At 71.4% G+C, this 22,215-nt stretch carries 17 protein-coding genes; 8 read left to right on the plus strand and 9 right to left on the minus strand.

Translation table 11 applies throughout. From position 1 onward, the window contains the following. Positions 1–323: 323 nt before the first annotated feature. The 3 genes from ACIREI_RS30650 to ACIREI_RS30660 all read right to left on the minus strand — a co-directional run bounded on the left by ACIREI_RS30650 (position 324) and on the right by ACIREI_RS30660 (position 5,645). Complete coding sequence (locus ACIREI_RS30650; protein ID WP_403339556.1) at positions 324–2,081, minus strand: CDP-alcohol phosphatidyltransferase; 1,758 nt, start codon at positions 2,079–2,081, stop codon at positions 324–326. A gap of 223 nt (positions 2,082–2,304) precedes the next feature. Beyond that, the gene (locus ACIREI_RS30655; protein ID WP_403339558.1) at positions 2,305–4,242 is read right to left on the minus strand and encodes a glycogen debranching N-terminal domain-containing protein; all 1,938 of its coding nucleotides are present in this window, start codon (positions 4,240–4,242) and stop codon (positions 2,305–2,307) included. Beyond that, positions 4,239–5,645 (minus strand): MGH1-like glycoside hydrolase domain-containing protein, encoded by a 1,407-nt coding sequence (locus ACIREI_RS30660; protein ID WP_403339561.1) that lies wholly within the window; start codon positions 5,643–5,645, stop codon positions 4,239–4,241. Before ACIREI_RS30660 ends, ACIREI_RS30655 begins: the two co-directional genes overlap by 4 nt. 120 nt (positions 5,646–5,765) lie before the next feature. Here ACIREI_RS30660 and ACIREI_RS30665 point away from each other — a divergent pair, with 120 nt between their 5' ends. Continuing rightward, positions 5,766–6,995 carry an ROK family protein gene (locus ACIREI_RS30665; RefSeq protein WP_403339563.1) on the plus strand — a complete coding sequence of 410 codons (1,230 nt, stop codon included), beginning with the start codon at positions 5,766–5,768 and terminating at the stop codon, positions 6,993–6,995. Between the two features lie 739 nt (positions 6,996–7,734). Continuing rightward, positions 7,735–10,455 (plus strand): pyruvate, phosphate dikinase, encoded by a 2,721-nt coding sequence (ppdK, locus tag ACIREI_RS30670; protein ID WP_403339566.1) that lies wholly within the window; start codon positions 7,735–7,737, stop codon positions 10,453–10,455. Positions 10,456–10,596: 141 nt separating this feature from the next. Here the strand turns inward: ppdK and ACIREI_RS30675 are convergent, their stop codons facing one another. The 6 genes from ACIREI_RS30675 to ACIREI_RS30700 form a co-directional block, all read right to left on the minus strand. Next, positions 10,597–11,199, minus strand: a complete 603-nt coding sequence (locus ACIREI_RS30675) for a DinB family protein (RefSeq protein ID WP_403339569.1) — start codon at positions 11,197–11,199, stop codon at positions 10,597–10,599. Between the two features lie 67 nt (positions 11,200–11,266). Then, the gene (locus tag ACIREI_RS30680) at positions 11,267–11,944 is read right to left on the minus strand and encodes a class I SAM-dependent methyltransferase (protein ID WP_403339572.1); all 678 of its coding nucleotides are present in this window, start codon (positions 11,942–11,944) and stop codon (positions 11,267–11,269) included. Further along, positions 11,941–12,432: an NUDIX hydrolase gene (locus ACIREI_RS30685; RefSeq protein ID WP_403339575.1), complete on the minus strand. Its 492-nt coding sequence runs from the start codon at positions 12,430–12,432 to the stop codon at positions 11,941–11,943. Before ACIREI_RS30685 ends, ACIREI_RS30680 begins: the two co-directional genes overlap by 4 nt. Before the next feature lies 1 nt (position 12,433). After that, the gene (locus tag ACIREI_RS30690) at positions 12,434–12,766 is read right to left on the minus strand and encodes a MazG-like family protein (protein WP_403339577.1); all 333 of its coding nucleotides are present in this window, start codon (positions 12,764–12,766) and stop codon (positions 12,434–12,436) included. A gap of 127 nt (positions 12,767–12,893) precedes the next feature. Further along, on the minus strand, positions 12,894–14,675 hold the full coding sequence (locus ACIREI_RS30695; RefSeq protein WP_403339580.1) for a SulP family inorganic anion transporter: 1,782 nt from the start codon (positions 14,673–14,675) through the stop codon (positions 12,894–12,896). Next, complete coding sequence (locus tag ACIREI_RS30700; RefSeq protein WP_403339583.1) at positions 14,672–15,277, minus strand: carbonic anhydrase; 606 nt, start codon at positions 15,275–15,277, stop codon at positions 14,672–14,674. Before ACIREI_RS30700 ends, ACIREI_RS30695 begins: the two co-directional genes overlap by 4 nt. A gap of 189 nt (positions 15,278–15,466) precedes the next feature. Between ACIREI_RS30700 and ACIREI_RS30705 the strand changes: the two genes are divergently transcribed. The 6 genes from ACIREI_RS30705 (at position 15,467) to ACIREI_RS30730 (ending at position 22,147) form a co-directional block, all read left to right on the plus strand. Continuing rightward, the gene (locus tag ACIREI_RS30705) at positions 15,467–16,285 is read left to right on the plus strand and encodes a winged helix-turn-helix domain-containing protein (RefSeq protein WP_403339585.1); all 819 of its coding nucleotides are present in this window, start codon (positions 15,467–15,469) and stop codon (positions 16,283–16,285) included. Then, positions 16,282–17,766, plus strand: a complete 1,485-nt coding sequence (locus tag ACIREI_RS30710) for a sensor histidine kinase (RefSeq protein ID WP_403339588.1) — start codon at positions 16,282–16,284, stop codon at positions 17,764–17,766. The genes ACIREI_RS30705 and ACIREI_RS30710 overlap by 4 nt, the downstream gene beginning before the upstream one ends. Before the next feature lie 256 nt (positions 17,767–18,022). Further along, positions 18,023–19,180, plus strand: a complete 1,158-nt coding sequence (locus tag ACIREI_RS30715; RefSeq protein WP_403339590.1) for an alkaline phosphatase PhoX — start codon at positions 18,023–18,025, stop codon at positions 19,178–19,180. Between the two features lie 188 nt (positions 19,181–19,368). Further along, the gene (locus ACIREI_RS30720; RefSeq protein WP_403339592.1) at positions 19,369–20,295 is read left to right on the plus strand and encodes an oxidoreductase; all 927 of its coding nucleotides are present in this window, start codon (positions 19,369–19,371) and stop codon (positions 20,293–20,295) included. Positions 20,296–20,582: 287 nt separating this feature from the next. After that, entirely contained in the window at positions 20,583–21,902 is a 1,320-nt protein-coding gene (locus ACIREI_RS30725; protein ID WP_403339595.1) for a S8 family serine peptidase, read from the plus strand. After that, positions 21,899–22,147, plus strand: coding sequence for a hypothetical protein (locus ACIREI_RS30730; RefSeq protein WP_403339598.1), 249 nt, complete (start codon positions 21,899–21,901; stop codon positions 22,145–22,147). The genes ACIREI_RS30725 and ACIREI_RS30730 overlap by 4 nt, the downstream gene beginning before the upstream one ends. The last annotated feature ends 68 nt before the right edge of the window (positions 22,148–22,215 follow it).

Here is a 22,215-nt window from a genome sequence, read left to right on the forward strand (position 1 = left end):
CCGGGGGGTGTCCGTCCTCGGTCCGGTGGTGGGCCTTGGGCTGGAGGTGCCGTTTGTTGACACCGGCCTCTGCGGGCGGACACCCCCCGACGCGTCCCCTTCCCGCCGTACGCGGGTGCGGCGCCGCGGGGGTACGGCCCACCTACCCGTAGGGGCTTCGTCTCTTGAGGCCGGTCCAGGCATCTCAGCCTGTCCGGCGTTTGAGGACGAGGCCCGTCAGGGCCGAAGCGGGGGTTCAGGGGGCGGCAGCCTCCTGGCGGGGTTGAAGGGGCGGAGCCCCTGGGGATGGGACGGGTAGGGGCGGCGGGGGCGAGGGAAGCGGGTTAGTTCGAGGGGTGGGGAGTTGAGCCGTACGCCGTCAGGAAGCGGTCGCGGAACGCGCTCATCTTCCAGACGGGAGCCTTGGGGCCGGGCCGGAGGCCGTCCGTCCAGTTCCAGTCGGTGATCTTGTCCAGGACCTTGGGGTCCTTGGCGACTATCGAGATCGGCACGTCACGGCTGGCCTGGGCGCCGCTCACACGGGACATGGGCTGATGGTCACCGAGGTAGACGAGGACCGTGTCGTCGGTGCCGTAGCGCTCCAGCCACTGCGTGAGGCTGGTGACGGAGTACGAGATCGACTTGCCGTACTCCTGCTTGGAGCGGGTGGAGTCGGAGATGATGTCCGAGGGGTCGATGCCGGACTGCTGGATCGGCTTGAAGAGTGAGCCGTCGCCCAGGTCGTCCCAGCCGACCATCTTCGGGATCGGCGCCCAGGGCTGGTGGCTGGAGGTCAGGATGATCTCCGCCATCAGGGGCTTGTCGCGCTCCTTGCCGTGGACCTGGCGCTGGAAGGCTTCGAGGGCGTACTGGTCCGGCATGGTCGACCAGCTGAACTTCGGTCCCTTGTAGTTGAGTTGGAAGGCGTTGTAGACCCTGTCGAGGCCGTAGTACTCCTGTTCCGGCCAGGTCTTCTGCACGCCCGGCATGATGCCGACCGTGTCCCAGTCGCCGGTCTTCTGGAAGGCCTTGGTGAGGCTGAGGTGGTCGCTGGCCATGACGGTGCGGTAGCGCTGCTGGTTGTCGATCCACAGGCCGGAGAGGGTGGTGGAGTGGCCCAGCCAGCTGCTGCCGCCGTACGTCGCCGACGTCAGCCAGCCGCTCTTGGCGTGGAAGCCGGCCTCGGTGAGGGCCTTGGTGCTGGTGTCGAGGGTGCTGGTCACGCCGGGGGCGATCTGCGGGTCCTCCAGCGCGCTGCGGCCGTAGCTCTCGATGAAGGTGAACAGGACGTCCTTGCCGCGCAGGTCCGGCAGCAGCTGGTCGGGGGGCGTGTTGCCGAAGGTGTCGGACTTCGCGTCCCTCGCGAACGCAGCCTCGTCCCGGAGGGTGTCCACCGCCCGGTGCGCGTGCACCTTGATGACACCGGCGGTGTGGTCCGCGGCGAGCGGTACGCCCGCCACTTGGAGGCCGAACGCCGTGCACGTGATCCACACGGTGCCGGCGATCAGCGCGCCCCTGGACGCGTCCGCCTTGTGCCGGGCCAGGAGGTTGGAGACGCGTACGGTCGCCAGGGCGACGCCGGTTATGAGGGCCACGACCAGGGCGACGACGCCGATGGTGAGGAGGACGGTGGTCGTGCCGCCCAGGGAGTCCTTCAGGTACGACTGGGCGTCGTCGAGGAGTTCCCAGTCCAGGATGATGTTGAAGTGCCGGCCCAGGTATTGGTTGTAGCCGATGTCCAGGACGTTCAGGGCGGTGAGGGCGCCCAGGGCGGCGCCGGAGACCGCCGCGGTGATCAGGCGGGGGCGGCGGGGGAGGGCGAGGAGCACGGCGGCGCCGATGATGGCCTCTGCGGGGAGGCGCATGAACTCCGTGGCTTTGAGGTTGCCGAGGGTGTTCGGCATCTGCAGGCAGACCTGGATGAGGGCGACGGCCAGGGCGGTGAGGGTCCAGTGGAGGTATTTCTTGACCTCGCCACCTGTACGACCTGTGCTGCTTTCGTCGTCGGGGGGAGGGGGGCTCTGTGGGGCTTCCTCACTGTCGGTGGCCGCGGGTTCGTCGTTCGTGTCGGGCAGTTGACGTAGGCGCGTGAAGACGGGCACCCGAAGGTCCTTCCGTGCGAGGCCCCTGGTGGAGTGGTGCGGCGGGCCTCGCTGGGGAGGTGGCGGGTCCGAGTATGTGCGGGTGCGTTCCCGCACATCCTCGGACCCGCCCGGGCCCGCCGTCATCCCGTACGGCCGGCCCCCAGCCGGTGTTCAGCCTCGGTGCCCCAGCGCTCGGCAAACGCTGGGCAAACGCCAGGCCAACTGCCCCGGAGTCACCCCGCTACGCCCCGCCCACCGCCGTCAGCAGCGCCAACGGGGTTGCCGCCGCGCGGGATTCGCGTACGCATGCGTGCGGGTACGGCACCGGTTCCGCGTGCGTGTCGCGGCCGTACCCGGCGAGGACCTCCGGCAGGCGGTGGCCGGTCGTCGTCGCCGCGTCGACCAGGGCGTGGGCCACCGTGCGGGCCTCGTCGTGCAGGCCGTAGCGGGCCAGGCCCAGGGTGATCAGCGCGTTGTCGTGCGGCCAGACCGAGCCGCGGTGGTAGGAGAGGGGGTGGTAGGCCGGCTGGCCGGAGGCCAGGGTACGTACGCCCCAGCCGGAGAAGAAGTCGGGTTCGAGGAGGCGGCGGCCCACCAGCTTCCCGTACTCCTTGTCCAGCAGCCCTGACCAGAGCAGATGCCCCGCGTCCGAGGCGAGCGCGTCCACCTGGCGGCCCCCGCCGTCCAGCGCCAGGGCGGGGAAGGAGTGCTCCGGCATCCAGAAGTCCTGCTGGAAGCGGTCACGGAGGTCGGCCGCCGCCTGCTCCAGGAGCGACGCGTAGGTCTCGTCCTGCCACACCGTGCGGGCCAGCCACGCCGTGCGGCGCAGGGCGTCGTACGCGTAGCCCTGGGCGCCCGCCGCCATCACCGGCCCGGCGGGGCGGGTGCCGTCGGCCGAGCAGATGGCGCCGGGGGAGTCCTTCCAGTTCTGGTTGGCGAGGCCGCCCTGGTCGGCGCGGTAGACCAGGTAGCCGCGGGAGGTCAGGCCGCCGTGGTCCAGCATCCAGCCGATCGCCGCGCGCGCGTGGGGTTCGAGGCGGCGGGCCAGGGCCGGGTCGGCCGTGTGCTCGACGTACGCGCCCAGCAGGATCAGGAAGAGCGGCGTCGCGTCCACCGAGCCGTAATAGCGGCCGTACGGCACCTGGCCGAAGTGCGCCAGCTCGCCGTGCCGTACCTCGTGCACGATCTTGCCGGGCTGGGAGACGGCGTCGATGCCGGTCTCCGCCGCCTGCGTCGCGGCCAGTGCGGGAAGGGTGGCCGCGGCCAGTCGGGGGCGGTAGGGGAGGGCGAAGAGCGAGGTGAGGAGGGCGTCTCGGCCCAGGAGGGTCAGGAACCAGGGGGCTCCGGCGGCCGGGACGCGGAGTTCCTCGCCGTCGGGGCCCGTCGCCGGGACCTGGAGCGAGGCCAGGTCGGCGAGGCCGCGGGCGCAGGCGGCGGCCAGCTCGGGCCAGCCGGTCGGGAAGGCCACGCCCTCCACGAACTCGCCCTCCAAGGAGAGGAGTTGGGAGGACAGGGCGGCGGGGGAGCGGGGGACGCGCAGGGGGCGTTTGTCGCCGTGCGGGCGGGCCATCACCCGGAGCGTCAGCTCCGCCGTGCCGTGCGGGTCCAGCTCCAGGGTCCAGACCAGACGGCGGGCGCCGGTGCCGGTCTCCTCGACGGCGTCGGGGGCGGGGTCGGCGGTCACGGTGGTGATCGAGCGCCATTCGGCTCGCTGGTAGGTGAACTCCACGCCATGGTCGAGGACTTGGCGGGAGCGGGTGGCGCCGGTCTTGGCGTAGGTGCGGTGGTCGGAGCGCAGCTCGAACTGGTCGGTGAAGTCGGCGTCCGCGGTGACCGCGAGGCGGATCGTCGTCGGCACCGGGCGGTTGCTGGTCACGCGCAGGGACTCGACGAACGAGCCGTCGCCCACCGCCTGTTCGCGGAAGAGGGTGTAGGCGGGTGGTTCGTTGCGGCCGCCCCGCGGGACCAGGACACAGCGGGTGGTGTCGCCGTCGGCGACCGGGCTGAGCACCTCGGGCACGGCCCCGTCGACGGTGAGCTGCCAGCGGCTCAGGTGCCGGGCGTCGCGTACGAATAACCCGTCCGGGGAGCCGACGCCCCGCACGCCGCTGATGTCCCCGCCGTCACCCACGGCGGCGAACGTCCCCCCGTACACGAGCAGATGATGCCGGTCCGTCATCCCCGGTCCCCTCCCTTGAGTTCTTCGACAGCAGTGGTGTGGGTGTGGCTGTGCAGCAGGTCGAGCGAGAGCGCGGCGGTCCAGCTGAAGCCGGTCGCCCCGCAGGCCTCGCCGGTGTACGGGTCGACGTACTCGGCGAAGTCGGAACTCTGCGCGATGTCCAGGACCGCCTCGCGCAGCCCGTCGGCTCGTCGGTGCTCCCCCTGCGTCCGCAGCGCCCGCTCCAGCAGCCAGTTCGTGTTGAACCAGGCCGGGCCGCGCCAGTAGCGGTGCGGGTCGAAGGCCTCGCCGAGGAGGTCGTAACTGGGTACCAGGCGCGTCGAGTTGCCGAGACCGAAGTGTTCGGACGCCGTCGTCCGTACCAAGGCCGCGGAGATGTCCCGTGGCAGGCCGGGCAGGAGCAGCGGGATCAGGCCTGAGACGCCGCGCTCGCGCACGAGGCCCCCGCCCCGCACGTCACGGCAGAAGAACATCCCCTCCGCCGGGTCCCACATCCGCTCGATCAGCGCCGCCGTCAGCCGCTCGGCACGCGCGTGCCGAGCCGTGCCCGTCGCCCCCAGTTCCTGGGCGATCCGGGCCAGCGCGTGCTCGGAGGCGATGAGCAGGGCGTTGAAGGACGGGTCCTCGACGGCGAAGTCCCCCGCGCCATCGGCGTACCCGCCGTCGCGGTACTCCGTCGCCAGCCGCACATACCGTCCGTAGTCCAGATCCGTCGGCCGGTCCTCGGCGGCCCCGTGGTCGAGGTCGGCGCGGCGGAAGGAGCGGGCCGGGGCCGGGGTGATGCGGGAGAGCGGGGCGTCCCAGCAGGGGCTGTTGTCCATACCCTGTTCCCAGGGATGTACGACGGACGCGAGGCCGCCTCCGCCGAGGTCGCGCCGGTGCAGCAGATAGCGGTGCCAGGCGGCCAGGCGCGGATACACCCGGGTGAGGAAGCCGCGCGCCCGTGACAGTCCGGGGTCGGCGCGGTGCACCAGCCAGGCCGCCAGCGCGTGCACCGGTGGCTGCACGATGCCGGAGGTCTGTACGGTGCGCGGGGCGCCCGCAGCGCGCCCCGCGGTCGAGGAGCGCCAGAAGTCGGGGCTCGGGAAGTAGGCGTCGAGGGGGACCGAGGGGTTGAAGACGATGTGCGGGACACGGCCGTCGCCCCACTGGGCGCCGAGCAGCGTCTCCAGCTCCGTCTGCGCCCGCAGCGGTGACAGGTGTCTGAGGCCGATCGCGATGAACGCCGAGTCCCAGGACCACTGGTGCGGATACAGGCCGCGCGAGGGGACCGTCGAGGTGCCGGTCCAGTTGGCCTCCAGCACGCGGGATGCCCTGACGTGCAGGGCGTCCCGTACAGGCGGCGGATCGTATGCGATGTCACGCTCGGTGGGGCGGGCTGTGAGCTGGGCAGTGCGATCCACTCGGGGCTCCCCGAAAGACGTCCGGCCGACCGGTTCGGTCATGGCTACCGTAGGGTTACGTCTATTTAACACGCAAAACCCAATATGTAATGCAGGGTTGAGAAACACAAGGGGGTGCGCATGACCGGTCAGCCGGGACGGACGGGCAGGGCGACGAAGAGCGGCGGCCAGGCCGGTGCGGGGGATCTGCTCGAACTCGTGCGCAGCGGGCGCGCCACCACGCGCGGCGCCCTCCAACAGGCCACCGGCCTCTCCCGCGCCACCGTCGGCCAGCGCCTCGACCGACTGTTCCGGGCCGGCTGGCTGCGCGAGGGTGCGGGCGGCCCCGTGGACTCCCCGCTGGGCGGTCGCCCCTCCATCACCCTGGAGTTCGACGACGCCCACGCGGTCGTCCTCGCCGCCGATCTCGACACCCGGCACGCACGCGCCGCAGTACTCTCCCTGACCGGCGAGATCCTCGCCGAGCACAGCGGCACGCCGGTCATCGAGGACGGGCCGGACGCGGTGCTGGGCGAGCTCGGGCGCTGGTTCGCCGAACTGCTGGAGAAGACCGGGCGCCGGGCCGACGAGGTGGGCGGCATCGGACTCGCGGTGCCGGGGCCGGTGGACAGCGAGACCGGCCGGGTCGTCCAGCCGCCGATCATGCCGGGCTGGGACGGTTACGACATAAGAGGGCGGCTGGGGCGGGCCTTCAGCGAGCACACGGGGGCCAGGGCCGTGCCGGTCCTCGTCGACAACGACGCCAACCTCATGGCGTACGGCGAACAGCGCACCGGATACCCGGACTGCTCGGCATTCGTGCTGGTCAAGGTGTCGACCGGTATCGGTGCGGGGGTCGTGGTCCACGGCTCGGTGTACCGGGGCATCGACGGGGGCGCGGGCGACATCGGGCACATCCGGGTGGGCGCCGACGCACTGTGCCGGTGCGGTTCGTACGGCTGTCTGGCCGCCGTCGCCAGTGGCGGTGCCGTGGCCCGGCGGCTGGCCGAGGACGGGGTGCCGGCGGCCTCCGGCTCAGATGTGCGGGACCTGCTGGCGGCCGGGCATCCGGGGGCGGCCGCGCTGGCACGGGAGGCCGGGCGCCAGGTCGGGGACGTACTGGCGACCGTCGTGACGCTGCTCAACCCCGGGGTGCTGATGATCGCCGGGGATCTGGCCGGGACGCCCTTCCTCACGGGCGTACGGGAGCTGCTGTACCAGCGGGCCCTGCCGCGCTCCACCGCTCATCTGGACGTGGTGACCTCGCGACTGGGGGAGCGGGCCGGGCTGGTGGGGGCCGGAGCACTGGTCGTGGAGCATCTGTACGCGCCCGAGCGGGTGGAGGAACGGCTGGTCGCGTTGGGGGTGTGACGGGGGTCGGGTGGGTGTGCAGGGCGTCGTTCGCGGGGGTGGGAGGTGACCGTGCGTGGAGGTGGGTGGTGGCCGTCCGTGGAGGTGGGTGGTGGCCGTCCGTGGAGGTGGGTGGTGGCCGTCCGCGGGGGGAGTGGTGACCGTTCCCATGGGTGGGCGGCGGCTGGTCGCGCTGGGGCGTGGCGGGCGTTCGAGGGGGTTCGCGGGGGTGGATGGCGGCCGTTCGGGCGGCTGGGTGGCGGTCCCCCGTAGGAGGCGGTGGCAGCCCTCCGCTGGGGTCGGCGGCAGCCCTCCGCGCGGGTGGGCGGCAGCCCTTCGCACCGGGCGTGTGACGGGCGTGTTTCCGTCCCGGGCGCCCGTCCGCATGGTGAAATCCCGTCGGCTGTGGCAGCGTGATTCTCGCCACCCCTGATAAGGGTTGCGCTCAGATGAGCGGATCTTGAGCGACTGCACTTCTCCAAGGGGTGGCACTCGGTGCCACCCTTTGATCGTTCATCGATCGAAATCAAACGTGCGGTAAGGCCGCTCATCTGAGCGGAAATCCGCACCTGCGGGCGCTCTTGCGTTCAAGAAGTGAAAACATCCGCCCGTCACGGCTTGCCAAGCTTTGACTTTCGATCCACTGGCGGACGGGTGGTTACAGGCGCATGACGCGTGAGTAGACGTACCCAGACGCCTTCGATCTGGGTATGTTCCTCGCCGTCAGGGCAGCCACCGCGTCCTCGAGGGAGTCGAGACCGTGTCGGAAAACAAAGAACCCCACGTAGCGAAGTTCGTTTACGACTTCACCGAGGGAAACAAGGACCTCAAGGACCTCCTGGGTGGCAAGGGCGCGAACCTCGCCGAGATGACCAACCTGGGGCTTCCTGTTCCTCCCGGCTTCACGATCACGACGGAAGCCTGCAAGGTCTACCTCGACAGTGGCGAGGAGCCCGCGGCACTGCGTGACGAGGTGAGTGCGCACCTCGACGCCCTCGAGACGAAGATGGGCAAGAAGCTCGGCCAGGCCGACAACCCCCTGCTCGTCTCGGTCCGTTCCGGCGCCAAGTTCTCGATGCCCGGAATGATGGACACGGTCCTCAACATCGGGCTCTCCGACAAGTCCGTGAAGGGCCTCGCCGAGCAGGCCGGTGACGAGCGGTTCGCCTGGGACTCGTACCGCCGTCTCATCCAGATGTTCGGCAAGACGGTCCTCGGCGTCGACGGCGACCTCTTCGAGGAGGCCCTCGACAAGGCCAAGGAGGCCAAGAAGGTCACGGTCGACACCGACCTGGAGGCCGCCGACCTGAAGAAGCTGGTCACCGCCTTCAAGAAGATCGTCAAGAAGGAAGCCGGCCGGGACTTCCCGCAGGACCCGCGCGAGCAGATGGACCTCGCCATCAAGGCGGTCTTCGACTCCTGGAACGGCGACCGCGCCAAGCTGTACCGCCGCCAGGAGCGCATCCCGCACGACCTCGGCACGGCCGTCAACGTCTGCTCCATGGTCTTCGGCAACCTGGGCCCGGACTCCGGCACGGGCGTCGCCTTCACCCGTGACCCCGCCTCCGGCCACCAGGGCGTCTACGGCGACTACCTGCAGAACGCCCAGGGCGAGGACGTGGTGGCGGGCATCCGCAACACCGTCCCGCTGGCGGAGCTGGAGACGATCGACAAGAAGTCGTACGACCAGCTGATGCAGATCATGGAGACGCTGGAGAACCACTACAAGGACCTCTGCGACATCGAGTTCACCATCGAGCGCGGTCAGCTGTGGATGCTCCAGACGCGCGTCGGCAAGCGGACGGCGGGCGCGGCGTTCCGTATCGCGACGCAGCTCGTCGACCAGGGCCTCATCGACGAGGCGGAGGCGCTCCAGCGCGTCAACGGCGCCCAGCTCGCCCAGCTGATGTTCCCGAAGTTCGACGAGGAGGCGAAGGTCGAGCAGGTCGGCCGGGGCATCGCGGCGTCGCCGGGTGCGGCGGTCGGCAAGGCGGTCTTCGACTCGTACACCGCCGTGAAGTGGTCGCGTTCCGGTGAGAAGGTCATCCTGGTCCGCCGGGAGACCAACCCCGACGACCTGGACGGCATGATCGCGGCCGAGGGCATCCTGACCTCCCGCGGCGGCAAGACGTCCCACGCGGCCGTCGTCGCGCGCGGCATGGGCAAGACCTGTGTCTGTGGCGCCGAGGAGCTTGAGGTCGACACCAAGCGGCGCCGGATGACGGTGCCGGGCGGTCACGTGGTCGAGGAAGGCGACGTGATCTCCATCGACGGCTCCAGCGGCAAGGTCTACCTGGGCGAGGTCCCGGTGGTCCCGTCCCCCGTCGTGGAGTACTTCGAGGGCCGTATGCACGCGGGTGCGCAGGACGCCGACGAGCTGGTCGAGGCCGTGCACCGGATCATGGCGTTCGCCGACCGCAAGCGCCGTCTGCGGGTGCGCGCCAACGCGGACAACGCCGAGGACGCGCTGCGCGCACGCCGCTTCGGCGCCCAGGGCATCGGACTGTGCCGCACCGAGCACATGTTCCTCGGCGACCGGCGTGAGCTGGTGGAGCGCCTCATCCTGGCCGACACGGAGGCCGAGCGCGAGGAGTCCCTGAAGGAGCTGCTCCCGCTGCAGAAGCAGGACTTCGTGGAGCTGTTCTCGGCGATGGACGGCCTGCCGGTGACGATCCGTCTCCTCGACCCGCCGCTGCACGAGTTCCTGCCGGACATCACCGAGCTGTCGGTCCGCGTCGCCCTGGCGGAGGCCCGCCAGGAGCCGCACGAGAACCTGCTGCGCCTGCTGCAGGCCGTGCACCGGCTGCACGAGCAGAACCCGATGCTGGGTCTGCGCGGTGTGCGGTTGGGCCTGGTGATTCCCGGCCTGTTCACGATGCAGGTCCGCGCGATCGCCGAGGCCGCCGCCGAGCGCAAGAACGCCAAGGGCGACCCGCGCGCCGAGATCATGATCCCGCTCGTCGGCACGGTCCAGGAGCTGGAGATCGTCCGCGAGGAGGCCGACCAGGTCGTCGCGGAGGTCGAGGCGGCGACGGGTACGAAGCTGAAGCTGTCGATCGGCACGATGATCGAGCTGCCGCGCGCCGCGCTGACCGCCGGTCAGATCGCGGAGGCGGCGGAGTTCTTCTCCTTCGGCACGAACGACCTCACCCAGACGGTGTGGGGCTTCAGCCGGGACGACGTGGAGGCCTCGTTCTTCACCGCGTACCTGGAGAAGGGCATCTTCGGTGTCTCCCCGTTCGAGACCATCGACAAGGACGGCGTGGGCTCGCTGGTCGCGGCGGCGGCGAAGGCGGGCCGCGAGACCCGGCCGGACCTGAAGCTCGGCGTGTGCGGTGAGCACGGCGGCGACCCCGAGTCGGTGCACTTCTTCCACGAGGTCGGTCTGGACTACGTCTCCTGCTCGCCGTTCCGGATCCCGGTGGCGCGGCTGGAGGCGGGGCGGGCGGCGTCCCAGTCGGCGGGCAGCGACCACCGCTAGGCCGTACGGCCACTGAAACTCCGGAGCCGTCGTCCGTCCCCGACCCTCAGTACCGATGGGCGGCGGCTTCGGTGCACGAAAGAGGGCGGCACCCTGTGCGGGGGTGCCGCCCTTTCGTCCTGCCTACGACAGCAGGCGGGCTCAGCCGGCGTCGCCCGCTTCGCGTGCCGCACGCTCCAGTCGGCGCCAGTAGGTCTCCCACCATGCCTGGTCGCCCGAGGGGAGGTTGTCGTTGCCCTTCAGGATCCCGGCCGACCCGTCGATGAGCTCCCGCACGATATCGGCGTGACCGGCATGCCGGTTGGTATCGGCGCTCACACGCACCAGGATGTGGTGCAGTGTGGCCTCTCGTCGCTCCTCGGGCCACCAGGGGACGTGCCCGATCGCGTCCAGCTCGAGCGCCGCGATGGTGCTGTTCGAGTGCTCCCAGGCCCGGTGGTACAGCCCGACGATCTCTTCGCGTGACTCCTCCGGCGTGGCCCACATGTCGGCGTTGGGTTCGGCATCCTCCGTGTACCACCAGGGCGGTGGCTCCTTGTCGAAGAACGGCCGGCCGAACGTGTCGCCGAAGTACCCCAGCTCGATCCCGGCGACATGCTTGACCAGCCCCAGGAGATTCGTGCCGGTCGGGGTCAAGGGGCGGCGGATGTCGTACTCCGAGAGCCCGTCGAGCTTCCACAGCAGGGCGTCGCGAGCGTCCTGCAGATAGCGGAGCAGGTCCGCCTTCGGGTTGGGTTCCGTCATGCCGGGAGTGTTCCATCCGGCACTGACAACCGGGCCGGCGCTCGACCCGCCCGCCGAGCGCTCGCACCTACCCGCGCCGCCGGGCCCTTACGACGACCGAGCCCCAGAACGCGTTCACCGGATCCGTGGGCCGGAACACGTAGTCGACGGCGTAGCCGTACTCGCCGAGGATGCGCACCCACCCGTCCAGTGAGTACATCCACCGCACCGTCCACATCGATCGAGCCGGCCCAGTCCGCACCAGCATGCGTCGCCTCCCCTCCGGCATCCCCGGTGAGCGGGTCAGGCAGGAGAACACCAGGCGTCCGCCGGGGCGGAGGCGGTCGGTCAGGGCGGGCAGGAGGCGGTGCGGGTCGGCGAACCACAGAGCGCCGAAGTTGGAGAACGCCGCGTCCAGGAGGGGGAGGCGGCGGGCGATCGGCACCGCGTCTCCCAGCCACCACTCCAGGGACCGTAGGGGTGCGAAGCTGGTCATGGCGTGGTGGATGCGGACCGGGGATACGTCGATACCGATGCCGCGCGCGAGGCCGTGCCCGGTGAGGCCGGCGAGCTGGGCTCCGTGACCGCAGCCGAGCTCCGCGACGGTCGCGCCGGTGAGTGGTCCGAGGAGTTCCGGGCCAGGGCCGGGTGCCGTGCGGAACATCCAGTCCATGGCCTTCGGACGAGCCCGGTTCGGGCGGCCGATTCCGTCCCAGGTGGCGGCGTTCAGGCGGGCGTCGGCGGCGTGCTGAGTCACCGCGGTCACAGGGGCTGCCCTTCCCGGAGGCATACGACGGTTCCGGAGCGGGCGGCGGTGTGCAGGGCGGTGAGCGTCGGCACGTGTGCCGACAGGGGCGTGGTCTCCAGCTCGGGGAGGGAGAAGAGGCCGTCCTGGTTGTGCTCGGGGCTGCGTCTGACGGCCTGTCCGGCTGCGAGGGTGCCGCCGTGGAAGAAGAAGTCGATCACCGGGCCCGTTCCCTTCACGTCGGCCCGGTGGTCGAAGCCGAGGAATCGAAGAGGCTCGTCGAGGACGATGCCGGTCTCCTCGTACAGTTCTCGGCGGGCGGCTGCCGACGGGTCCTCCCCGTGGTCCAGCATGCCGCCCGGCAGCCACCAGGTTCCGGCACATGGCCGACCCTCGGCGTAGCGGAGCAGCAGGATGCGGCCATCGGGGTCCAGGAGCAGCACGCAGGACGCGATGGCGGCCTGCGGAAGGGTTTTGATCCACTCCTCGCGCGGCAGCACTCGCTCCACGTCAGGCCTCCCGGACGGCGACGGTGCGGGCCGCGGCCTGCTTCAGGTGCTCGGTGAACACGGCCTCGGGGTCGGGGACGCCGAGGCGGTGCAGCGTCACCATCGACGTGATGATCACGTCGCAGACCTCCGCCGTCACGTCGTCCCAGCTGTGGCTCGCCCCCTTCCGCGGGTTCGTACCCGTCGCTCCGATCACGGCCTGGGCGGCTTCGCCGAACTCCTCCCCGATCTTCAGCACTTGGAGTAAGCGCCGCTCGGTGGCGGGCACGTGTGCCGTGGCCCGGTCGAGGAAAACGGCGAGTTCGGCCGTGGTCTGCCACGCGGTCGTGTCCACGTCGGTGTTCCCTTCTTCGGGTGGGCGAGGAAGGAGGAGTCGCCCACCCGAAGGAACGTAGCGCGGCGCGCTTGGTCACCGGCAGGGCATCAGCGGGCGGCGCCCGTGCGCCGGCGCACCGCGGCGCTCAGCCCACCAGCGGAGGGCGCTCCGCGTACTCGTCGTAACCGCCGGGCACCGGTCGAGTGTCGAGGTAGAACCACTCGGCGTCCGGGCCGGGGGCCGACCGCGGGATCGGGGCCGGGGTCGGCGTGGGCTCGGGCGCGGCGGCGACCGGTACGTCCGTCTTCGCCGGTCCCGGCATCAACAACTCCACCCGCAGCCCCAACCCCCGCTGCTGCGCCGTGAACTCCTCCACCTGGTTCCGGCACGCGTGGTCCAGATGTGTCACCCCGGTCAGGTCCAGGCGGATGCGGGGCTTGCCGGAGGCCGCCGCGGACTCCAGGGCCTCGATGACCTGCGGGAGCCGTAGGAAGGTCGCGTTGCCCGCCATGACGACCTTCGCGGTGTCGTCCTCGATGTGCTGGCGGATCACCGTCCGGGACATGCGCAGGGCCGCCAGCACGATGCCGGCCGCGAGTCCGATCAGGACGCCTTCCAGCAGGGCCGTCGCCACGATGACCAGTGTCGTCACCGTCATCACCACGAACTCGCCCCGGTCCTGCCGCCACATCTTCGGGAACTCCTCCGGCGCGAAGAGCTTCCAGCCGCTGTGCACGAGGACGCCCGCGAGCACCGAGATCGGGATCAGGGCGAGGACCTGCGGCAGCAGCAGGGCGAAGGCGAGGAGCCACAGGCCGTGCAGGGTGCGGGAGATGCGGGTCTTCGCGCCCGCCTGGACGTTCGCCGAGCTGCGGGCCACGACGGCCGTGATGGGGAGCGCGCCGAGGATGCCCGCGACCGTGTTTCCGGCGCCCTGGGCGATGAGTTCGGTGTTGTAGCGGGTGCGCGGGCCGCTGTGCATACGGTCCACGGCGGCCGCGGTGAACAGGCTCTCCGCGGAGGCGATCACCGTGAAGGTGAGGATGGAGGTGAGGACCGCGGCGTCCGCGAGACCCGCGAACTGCTCGGCTCCCGGGACCTGTACCGAGGCCAGCAGGTTGCCGACCTGGAGCGTCTTCACGTCCACGCCGGGCAGCGCGGCGACCGCGATGCCGATGCCGACCGCGACCAGCGCGGCCGGGATCCTCTTCGCCGGGCCCGGCACCTTCTTCCACAGGAAGCTCAGCACGATCGTGGCGGCGCCGAGCAGCGTGGCGATCATCGCCTGGGGGTCGGTGAGGATGTCGGCGAACAGGCTCGGGATGCCGGCCATGTTCTCGACGGGCGTGCCGGGGGCCTTCGCGTCGGCCATCGGGTACGCCTGGCTGAACATCAGCGGCAGTCCGATGCCGGCCAGCATGCCCTGGACCACGGCGAGGGAGATCGCCTGGAACATCCGGCCCAGGCGTACGACGCCGAGGACGATCTGCAGGATGCCCGAGAACAGGACGATCACGCCGAGCATCGCCACGCCGTGCTCCAGCACCGTCTCCGCCACCAGCGCGGCGAGCCCGGCGGCCGGCCCGCTGACCTGGAGCGTGCTGCCCCGGACCGCGCCGACGACCAGGCCGCCGATCACCCCCGAGATGATCCCGAGTTCGGCCGGTACACCGGAGGCGACGGCCACGCCGATGCACAGGGGCAGGGCGACCAGGAAGACGACCAGGGACGCGGTGATCTCGTTGGCGAGGTCGGGCCTCCCACCGGCAGGCTTCCCACCGGCAGGCTTCCCACCGGCAGGCTTCCCACCGGTCGGCCTCCCACCGGCAGTCTCCCCACCGGCGGGCCTCTGCACCGGGGCCGCCTTCGCCGACGTACCCGAACTCCTCGTGGGGCGCGTACGCCCGCGCGCATGCGCCCCGCTCATCCGCTATGCACCCGGAACCGGCCGTCGCCCTCCAGCTCGTGCACCTGCCCGGTGTCGACCTCGTAGTACCAGCCGTGCAGCCGCAGCCGCCCTGCGTCCAGCCGCTGCCGCACCACCGGGTAGGTCCGCAGGACGGCGAGCTGGTTGACGACATTGCCCTGCGCCACGTCCGGCAGCGACGGGTCGTCGGTCGCGGTCGTGAGAACCGGTGCCAGTTCGGGGCGGGCCAGTTGCAGCCAGGCGTCCACGCCCGGCAGTGCCGAGAGGTCGTCGCCGGACTTCAGCGCACCCATCGCACCGCAGTGTGAGTGACCGCACACGACGATGTCCTGAACCCCGAGCACCTCCAGTGCGTACTCGATGGTGGCGGCCTCCCCGGACGCGCCGGGGCTGCCGTAAGGCGGCACGATATTGCCCGCGTTGCGCAGCTCGAATATCTCTCCGGGGCGCGCGCCGGTAATCAGGGCGGGTATGACCCGTGAGTCCGAGCAGGTAATGAAGAGCGCCTCGGGATATTGCCCGTCGGCCAGTTTCCGGTATTCGCCGCTCTCGAAATCGACCCGTCGTTTGAACGAGCGTGCGCGGTCCAGCAATGCCTTCAACAGTGCCTCCTCGGCTGGGCGTTCGGCCAGGTCACCACACCGTAGAGGGGGTCATGCCAGACGAAGGTTAAGCGAAAGCCAGAGCCCGCCCAGAAATTGGACATTCTTTGTCGAGTGGCCACGCAAGCGCTTGTCCCCTGTAGCGTGTCGACTCCAGGGCAGAGAATGTCAATTCGAGAGACAGGACCCATGGGCATACAAGTGCTGCTCATCGAGGACGACGAGACGATCGCCGAACCGCTCTCCGAGGGGCTGGGGCATTTCGGGCTGACGGTGGATCACGTCACGACCGGTGCCGAGGGGTTGAGGAGGCCGTACGGGGATGTCGTCCTGCTCGACCTCGGGCTGCCGGACATGGACGGCATCGACGTCTGCCGCGGCATCCGGCAGGTCTCGGACGTGCCGGTCATCATCCTGAGTGCGCGGGGTGAGGAGGCCGACCGGGTGCTGGGGCTCGAGCTCGGGGCGGACGACTATCTGGCGAAGCCGTTCAGTGTGCGGGAGCTGGTGGCACGGGTGCGGGCGGTGACCCGGCGGACCCAGCGGACGGAGGTGGTGGCGGGGGCGGAGGCGCCGGTCACGGGCGGCTACGAGCCGGCGCCCCAACTGGCGTACGAACCGACGCCCCCGCTGTCGTACGAGGCCCCGCCGCCCCCGTCGTCGTACGAAGACACCGCGCCGCCACCCTCGTACGCGCCCGGCCCCCTCGTCGTGGACCGCCGCACCCGCCAGGTCTGGGTCGGCGAGGTCCCCGTCACGCTCACCCCGAAGGAGTTCGAGCTGCTGGCGCTGCTCACCGAGGACCCCGGTGCGGTGTACTCCCGGCAGCAGATCCTGGACCGGGTGTGGGATCCGCACTACGAGGGCCCGACCAAGACGCTGGATGTCCATGTCGCCTCGCTGCGGCGGAAGTTGGGCGACCCGGCGTGGATCCAGACGCTGCGCGGGGTCGGCTTCCGGCTGGCGGTGCAGGCCGAGCCGGGCGGGCAGCGGGTGTCCTCGCCGTGACCCGCCGGCTGCTGCTCAGCTACCTCTCTCTCGCCGCGCTCGTGCTGCTGTGCCTGGAGATCCCGCTGGGCTTCGTCTACTCGCGCAGCGAGCGGGAGCGGGTGGTGAGCGCGGCGAAGGACGAGGCCGAGTCGGTCTCCGCGTACGCCTCGCTGTCCCTCAGCGCGGGCCGGTCCGAGCGGGACCTGCCGCGCCGGGTGGCGCACTGCGCCGAGCGCATCGGCGGGAAGGTGGTGGTCGTGGACGCCGCGGGCACGCTGCTCGCCACCTCGCATCCGCTGGCCGCCGTCATGTCGTCCAACCTCGCCTCCCGCCCGGGTATCGCGGCCGCCCTCCACGGCACCTCCACGGTGGACGTCCGTACGTCGACCATCGGCGGGGTCGAGTACCTCTCGGTCGCCGCGCCGATCCGGCACAACTCGGGACTGCAGGGTGCCGTATGGCTGACGCTGCCGACCCGGACGGTGCACGAACGCGTCCATCACGTCTGGCTGCTGCTCGGCCTCGGCGGGCTCGGGGTCCTCACCGCGGTCGCCGTGGTCGGTTTCGCCATCGCCCGCTGGACCGGCCGGCCCATCCGTGAACTGGAGCGGGCCACCGACGAGTTGGCGGACGGCGGCCTGGCGGCACCGGTGACGATCACGAAGGGACCGCCCGAAGTGCGCCGCCTGGCCGCCGCGTTCAACCGTACGGCGGCCCGGCTCGCCCACCTCCTCGCCGCCCAGCACGCCTTCGCGGGCGAGGCCTCCCACCAGCTCAAGACGCCGCTCGCGGCGCTGCGGCTGAGACTGGAGAACCTGGAGCCGAGCGTCCTGGACCGCGGCCGGGGCAGCCTCACCGCCGCGGTGACCGAGACGGACCGGCTCTCCCGGATGGTCGAGGGGCTGCTGGCGATGGCCCGCCTGGAGGAGGACGCCGCGACGCCCGGGCCGGTCGACGTGGGTGCGGTCTGCGCGGAACGGCACCGCACCTGGCAGCCGCTGTTCGCGAAGCAGCGGGTCGCCCTGGTCCTGTTCGCCGGCAGTGTGGGCCCGGTCCTCGCGGTGCCGGGCGGGGTCGAGCAGATCGTGGACAACCTGCTGTCCAACGCCCTGCGCGCCTCTCCGCCGGGCTCCACCGTGACCATGGAGCTACGGCTCCACGTACCGGCCCGCCGCGCCCTGCGCGACGCCCGCCCCGCCTGGGTCGACCTGCACATCGCCGACGAGGGCCCCGGCATGACCCCGGAGCAGCGCGCCCGCGCCTTCGACCGTTTCTGGCGCGCGCCGGGCGCCCCCAAGGGCGGCACGGGACTCGGCCTCTCCCTGGTCCAGCGGCTCGCGCACGCCAGCGGCGGCGAGGCGAGCCTGCATGCCTCGGCCGCGGGCGGGCTGGACGCGGTGATCCGCCTGCCGTCGGCGGAGCCGCCGCGCGAGGTGCACGGGCCGGGCCACGACAAACCCGGACAGCGCAAGCGGGCGGTGCCGGCGTTGCGCGCGTGACGCCACTCGGGGGAGGGGACGCCGACGGTGGCACTCAGGGGAGCGCACTGGGGTATCTGCACTCCGGGGAGCGCACGCGGGTGGCACTCGCCTGAGTACTCATGGCGGGCGCACAGGCAGCACCCGGGCACGCCGTCCGACGGTCATGCGCCGGCCACGGTCCGTCCACCATCCGCCCCTAGGTTCCATGCCGCCCCCCACGCACGACCCCGCCGTCGACCGACGGTGGGGCGGTACGGCACCTCTTGGAGTGAGAGTGGAACGTCGTAACCTCCTGCGTGCGGCCGTCCTCGGCGGCTCTGCCGCCGTGTTCGGCGGAACCCTGTGGCGCGGCGCCGCATACGCCGCCCCCGCCCAGCCCGGCGCCGGCCCCTACGGGCCGCTGGGCTCCCCCGACGCCAACGGCATCAGACTCCCCAGCGGCTTCACCAGCCGTGTCATCGCCCGCTCCGGCCAGCGGGTCAGCGGCACCTCGTACACCTGGCACAACGCCCCCGACGGCGGCGCCTGCTTCGCCGACGGCACGGGCTGGATCTACGTCTCCAACTCGGAGATCTCCTCCACCGGCGGCGCCGGCGCCGTCAAGTTCAACTCCTCGGGCGGCATCACGGGCGCCTACCGGATCCTGTCCAACACCAACCGCAACTGTGCGGGCGGCGCCACCCCGTGGAACACCTGGCTGTCCTGCGAGGAGGTGTCCCTCGGATACGTCTACGAGACCGACCCCTGGGGCACGAACGCGGCGATCCGCCGGGACGCGATGGGCCGCTTCAACCACGAGGCGGCCGCCGCGGACCCGGTGCGCAAGGTGATCTACCTGACCGAGGACGAGTCGAACGGCCGCTTCTACCGCTTCGTCCCGACGACCTGGGGCAACCTGTCCTCCGGCACGCTCCAGGTCATGGTCGCGGGCACTGGCACGTCCGGCTCCTTCACCTGGGCGAACGTCCCCGACCCGGACGGCTCCCCGACGGCCACCCGCTCCCAGGTCTCCGGCTCCAAGTCCTTCAACGGCGGCGAGGGCTGCCACTACGCGAACGACACGGTGTGGTTCACGACCAAGGGCGACAACCGCGTCTGGCAGCTCAACCTCACCAACAACACCTACGAGTTGGCGTACGACGACTCCCTCGTCAACGGCACGGCCCCGCTCACCGGCGTCGACAACATCACCGGCGCCTCCTCCGGCGATCTCTTCGTCGCCGAGGACGGCGGCAACATGGAGATCTGCGTGATCACCCCGGACGACGTCGTCGCCTCGTTCCTGCGCATCGACGGCCAGTCGAGCTCGGAGATCACGGGGCCGGCGTTCTCCCCTGACGGAACCCGGCTGTACTTCTCCAGCCAGCGGGGGACGACGGGGAGCTCGTCGGGCGGCATCACGTACGAGGTGACGGGCCCGTTCCGGGCCTGACATGCGTAACCGGCCTCACGCGGGCCCGTCCGGGCGCCCATGCCGCGCAGTGGTGTGGGCGCCCACGGCATCGGTCGCGGCCCTGCCATACGGTGGAACTGCGGTGGTACCCGCAGGGCCTGCGAAGCCGAGAGCGCTGACCCCGCGGCCACCGAAATCACCGCGGTCAGTGCGGGAAGGAGTACGTCATGTCCGGCTGGACCGCGCACGACATCCCCGACCAGAGCGGCCGCGTCGCCGTCGTCACCGGGGCCAACAGCGGGCTCGGGTACGTCACGGCACGGGAGCTGGCGCGCAAGGGTGCCCGGGTGGTGCTCGCGTGCCGGAGTGAGGCGCGGGGGACGGCGGCCGGGGTGCGGCTGGTCGGTGAGGTTCCGGGCGCGCAGGTCGAGTTGAGGCGGCTGGACCTCGGGGATCTCGGCTCCGTACGGGAGTTCTGCGCGGCATGGCCGTACGGCCGGCTCGACCTGCTCGTGAACAACGCCGGGGTGATGGCGTTGCCGTACGGCACGACGGCGGACGGCTTCGAGACGCAGTTCGGGGTCAACCACCTCGGGCACTTCGCGCTGACGGGGCTGCTGCTGCCCGCGCTGCTCGGCACGCCGGGCGGGCGGGTGGTGACCGTGTCCAGTACGTTGCACGCGCTGTCCAACATCGACATCCACGACCTCAACAGCGAGCGCCGGTACCGGCGTTGGATCGCCTACGGCCGCTCCAAGACCGCCAACCTGCTCTTCACGCACGAGCTGGCGCGCAGGCTGGCGGTGCGGGGGACGGACGTGGTGGCGGCCGCCGCCCACCCCGGGTACGCGGACACCAATCTGCAGACCGCGGGGCCGCGCATGGAGGGGCGCCGGGTGAGTGAGTGGTTCGTGCGGATCGGCAACCGTGTCCTCGCGCAGCCCGTCGAGGCCGGCGCGCTCCCCGTCCTGTACGCGGCGACCGCCCCCGCCGTCCGCCCCGACTCCTTCACCGGCCCCTCCCTCGCCGGCTGGCGCGGCTCACCCGCCCCGGCGTGGAGGGCGTCGTGGACCCTCGACGACCGTGCGGGCGAACGGCTTTGGGAGGAGTCGGAGCGGCTGACCGGGGTGACGTACGGCGCGCTGAAGGTGTGAGCGCACACCCAGCCCCCGCGCCGTGGAGACCTCCGTACGACTCCCCCCTCGGCGAATCCGAGGCCGAGGGGTCCGTGTTGCGGGGCTCACTGCTCGGTGCGACGGTGGACGAGGGGGCGATGCCGACGGCCCGGTGAAGGACATCACCGCAGGTGGCGGCAGTACGCGTCGATCCGCGACCGATCCGCGCCCCTCTTTCCACGGCGCTGACTCTCCGTGCCTCGACGCGTGTCCCCGCACGGGGAGCACACCGACAGAAAGTGGGAAATTCAATGGCGAACGGCCCCATGGACAGGCGCGCCTTCGGCGAGCAGCCCCATCGGCCCAGTGGCTCCGGCATGGGCCGGGGCCCGGAGTACACCGGTCGGTACGTGGTTCTGCTCGACCAGGGCAACCAGGAGAGCGGACTGAGCGCACTGCGGTCCTCCGCCGGCATAGCGTCCGTCGAACGTGTGCGAGGAGCCGAGCCCGGGAACGTCACCGAACTCCTCGCCCGCCCGGACGTCTCGGTGCACTTCGAGGAGCTCGGCGTCGCCGTCGTCGAGGTACGGCCCGAACAGCGTCATACGCTGGTGACCACGGCCGAGGCGGAACCCTCGATCATCGCGGCGGAGCCGGAGCGCATGGTCCACGCCTCGCCCATCACCACCCCGACGCAGGCGCCGACGCAGTTCTACCCGGCCTTCCGCAGCGACGAGGACGTGGTCGACCGCCACACCACGGCCGAGATGGCCGCAGCCCAGGGCGCGTCATGGGACGAGCAGAGCTGGACCTGGGGTCTGCAGGCGATCCGGGCCAACCTGACCAGCCTGACCGGACGCGATGTGAAGATCGCCGTCCTCGACACCGGTGTGGACACCGACCACCCGGACCTGGCCGCACGCATCGAGGCGGCGGCCTCCTTCGTGCCCGGCGAGACCGCCGAGGACGGCCACGGGCACGGCACGCACTGCATCGGCACCGCCGCCGGTCCGGCCCATCCCCAGCAGGGTCCCCGCTACGGCGTGGCCTGCGAAGCCCGGATCCTCGCCGCGAACGTGCTCGGCAGGATCGGCGAAGGCCCCGATGGCCAGATCCTGGCGGGCATCGACTGGGCCCTCTCGCGAGGTGCGCGGGTGATCTCCATGTCGTTCGGCTCCGAGGTCTTCCCCGGTGAGCTGTTCCCCCAGATATACGAGGAGGTGGCCCGGCGCGCGCTGGCGCGCGGGACGGTGCTCGTCGCCGCCGCGGGCAACGACAGCTTCCGGCCCCCGTTCATCGCGCCCGTCAGCCGACCCGCCAACTGTCCCTCGATCCTCGCGGTGGGCGCGCTCAACAAGGCGTTCACCATGCCGTACTTCTCCAACGGCGCCATCAACGGCCAAGGCGGCGAGGTCGACATCGCCGCGCCCGGCTGGCAGGTGCGCTCGGCGGTCCCCGGCGGTGGGTACGACTACATGGACGGCACCAGCATGGCCACGCCGCACGTCGCGGGCGCCCTCGCCCTGCTCGCCCAGGCGAATCCCAACGCCTCCGCGGCCGACCTCATGGCGAGTCTGCGGGCAGGTGCGTTCCCGCTGACGCTGCCCGCCAGGGACGTCGGCGAGGGGCTGCTGCAGGTCCCGTGAGCGAGTCGCCGAAGTCCGCGCCGGTCGGGGTCGTCCTCGTGGTCGACCCCGACCGGTTCGCGGAAGTGGTCGAGGCCCTGCGGCAGGCCGGTCTCACGGTCACCGGCGAGCAGCCGATCCTCGGCACGCTCTCCGGCACGGTCGCCGAGGACCGGATCCCCGCCCTGGAAGTGGTCGACGGCGTCGAGGCCGTCGATCGGGAACGCACCGTCCGGCTTCCCCCACCCGACGCGCCGATCCAGTAGCGCCGGGCTCCGGCCACTTCCCCGAGACGCGGCCGAGGGCGGCGTGGCTCGTGCCACGCCGCCCTCGG

Origin of the sequence: Streptomyces sp. NPDC093591, assembly GCF_044764885.1 — a bacterium.
Lineage (GTDB): Bacteria > Actinomycetota > Actinomycetes > Streptomycetales > Streptomycetaceae > Streptomyces.

Coding starts and splice junctions, on each gene's coding strand:
- ACIREI_RS30655 (WP_403339558.1), bottom strand. CDS start 4,242: ATGACGGACCGGCATCATCTGCTCGTGTACGGGGGGACGTTCGCCGCC.
- ACIREI_RS30665 (WP_403339563.1), top strand. CDS start 5,766: ATGACCGGTCAGCCGGGACGGACGGGCAGGGCGACGAAGAGCGGCGGC.
- ACIREI_RS30675 (WP_403339569.1), bottom strand. CDS start 11,199: ATGACGGAACCCAACCCGAAGGCGGACCTGCTCCGCTATCTGCAGGAC.
- ACIREI_RS30695 (WP_403339580.1), bottom strand. CDS start 14,675: ATGAGCGGGGCGCATGCGCGCGGGCGTACGCGCCCCACGAGGAGTTCG.
- ACIREI_RS30705 (WP_403339585.1), top strand. CDS start 15,467: ATGGGCATACAAGTGCTGCTCATCGAGGACGACGAGACGATCGCCGAA.
- ACIREI_RS30720 (WP_403339592.1), top strand. CDS start 19,369: ATGTCCGGCTGGACCGCGCACGACATCCCCGACCAGAGCGGCCGCGTC.
- ACIREI_RS30725 (WP_403339595.1), top strand. CDS start 20,583: ATGGACAGGCGCGCCTTCGGCGAGCAGCCCCATCGGCCCAGTGGCTCC.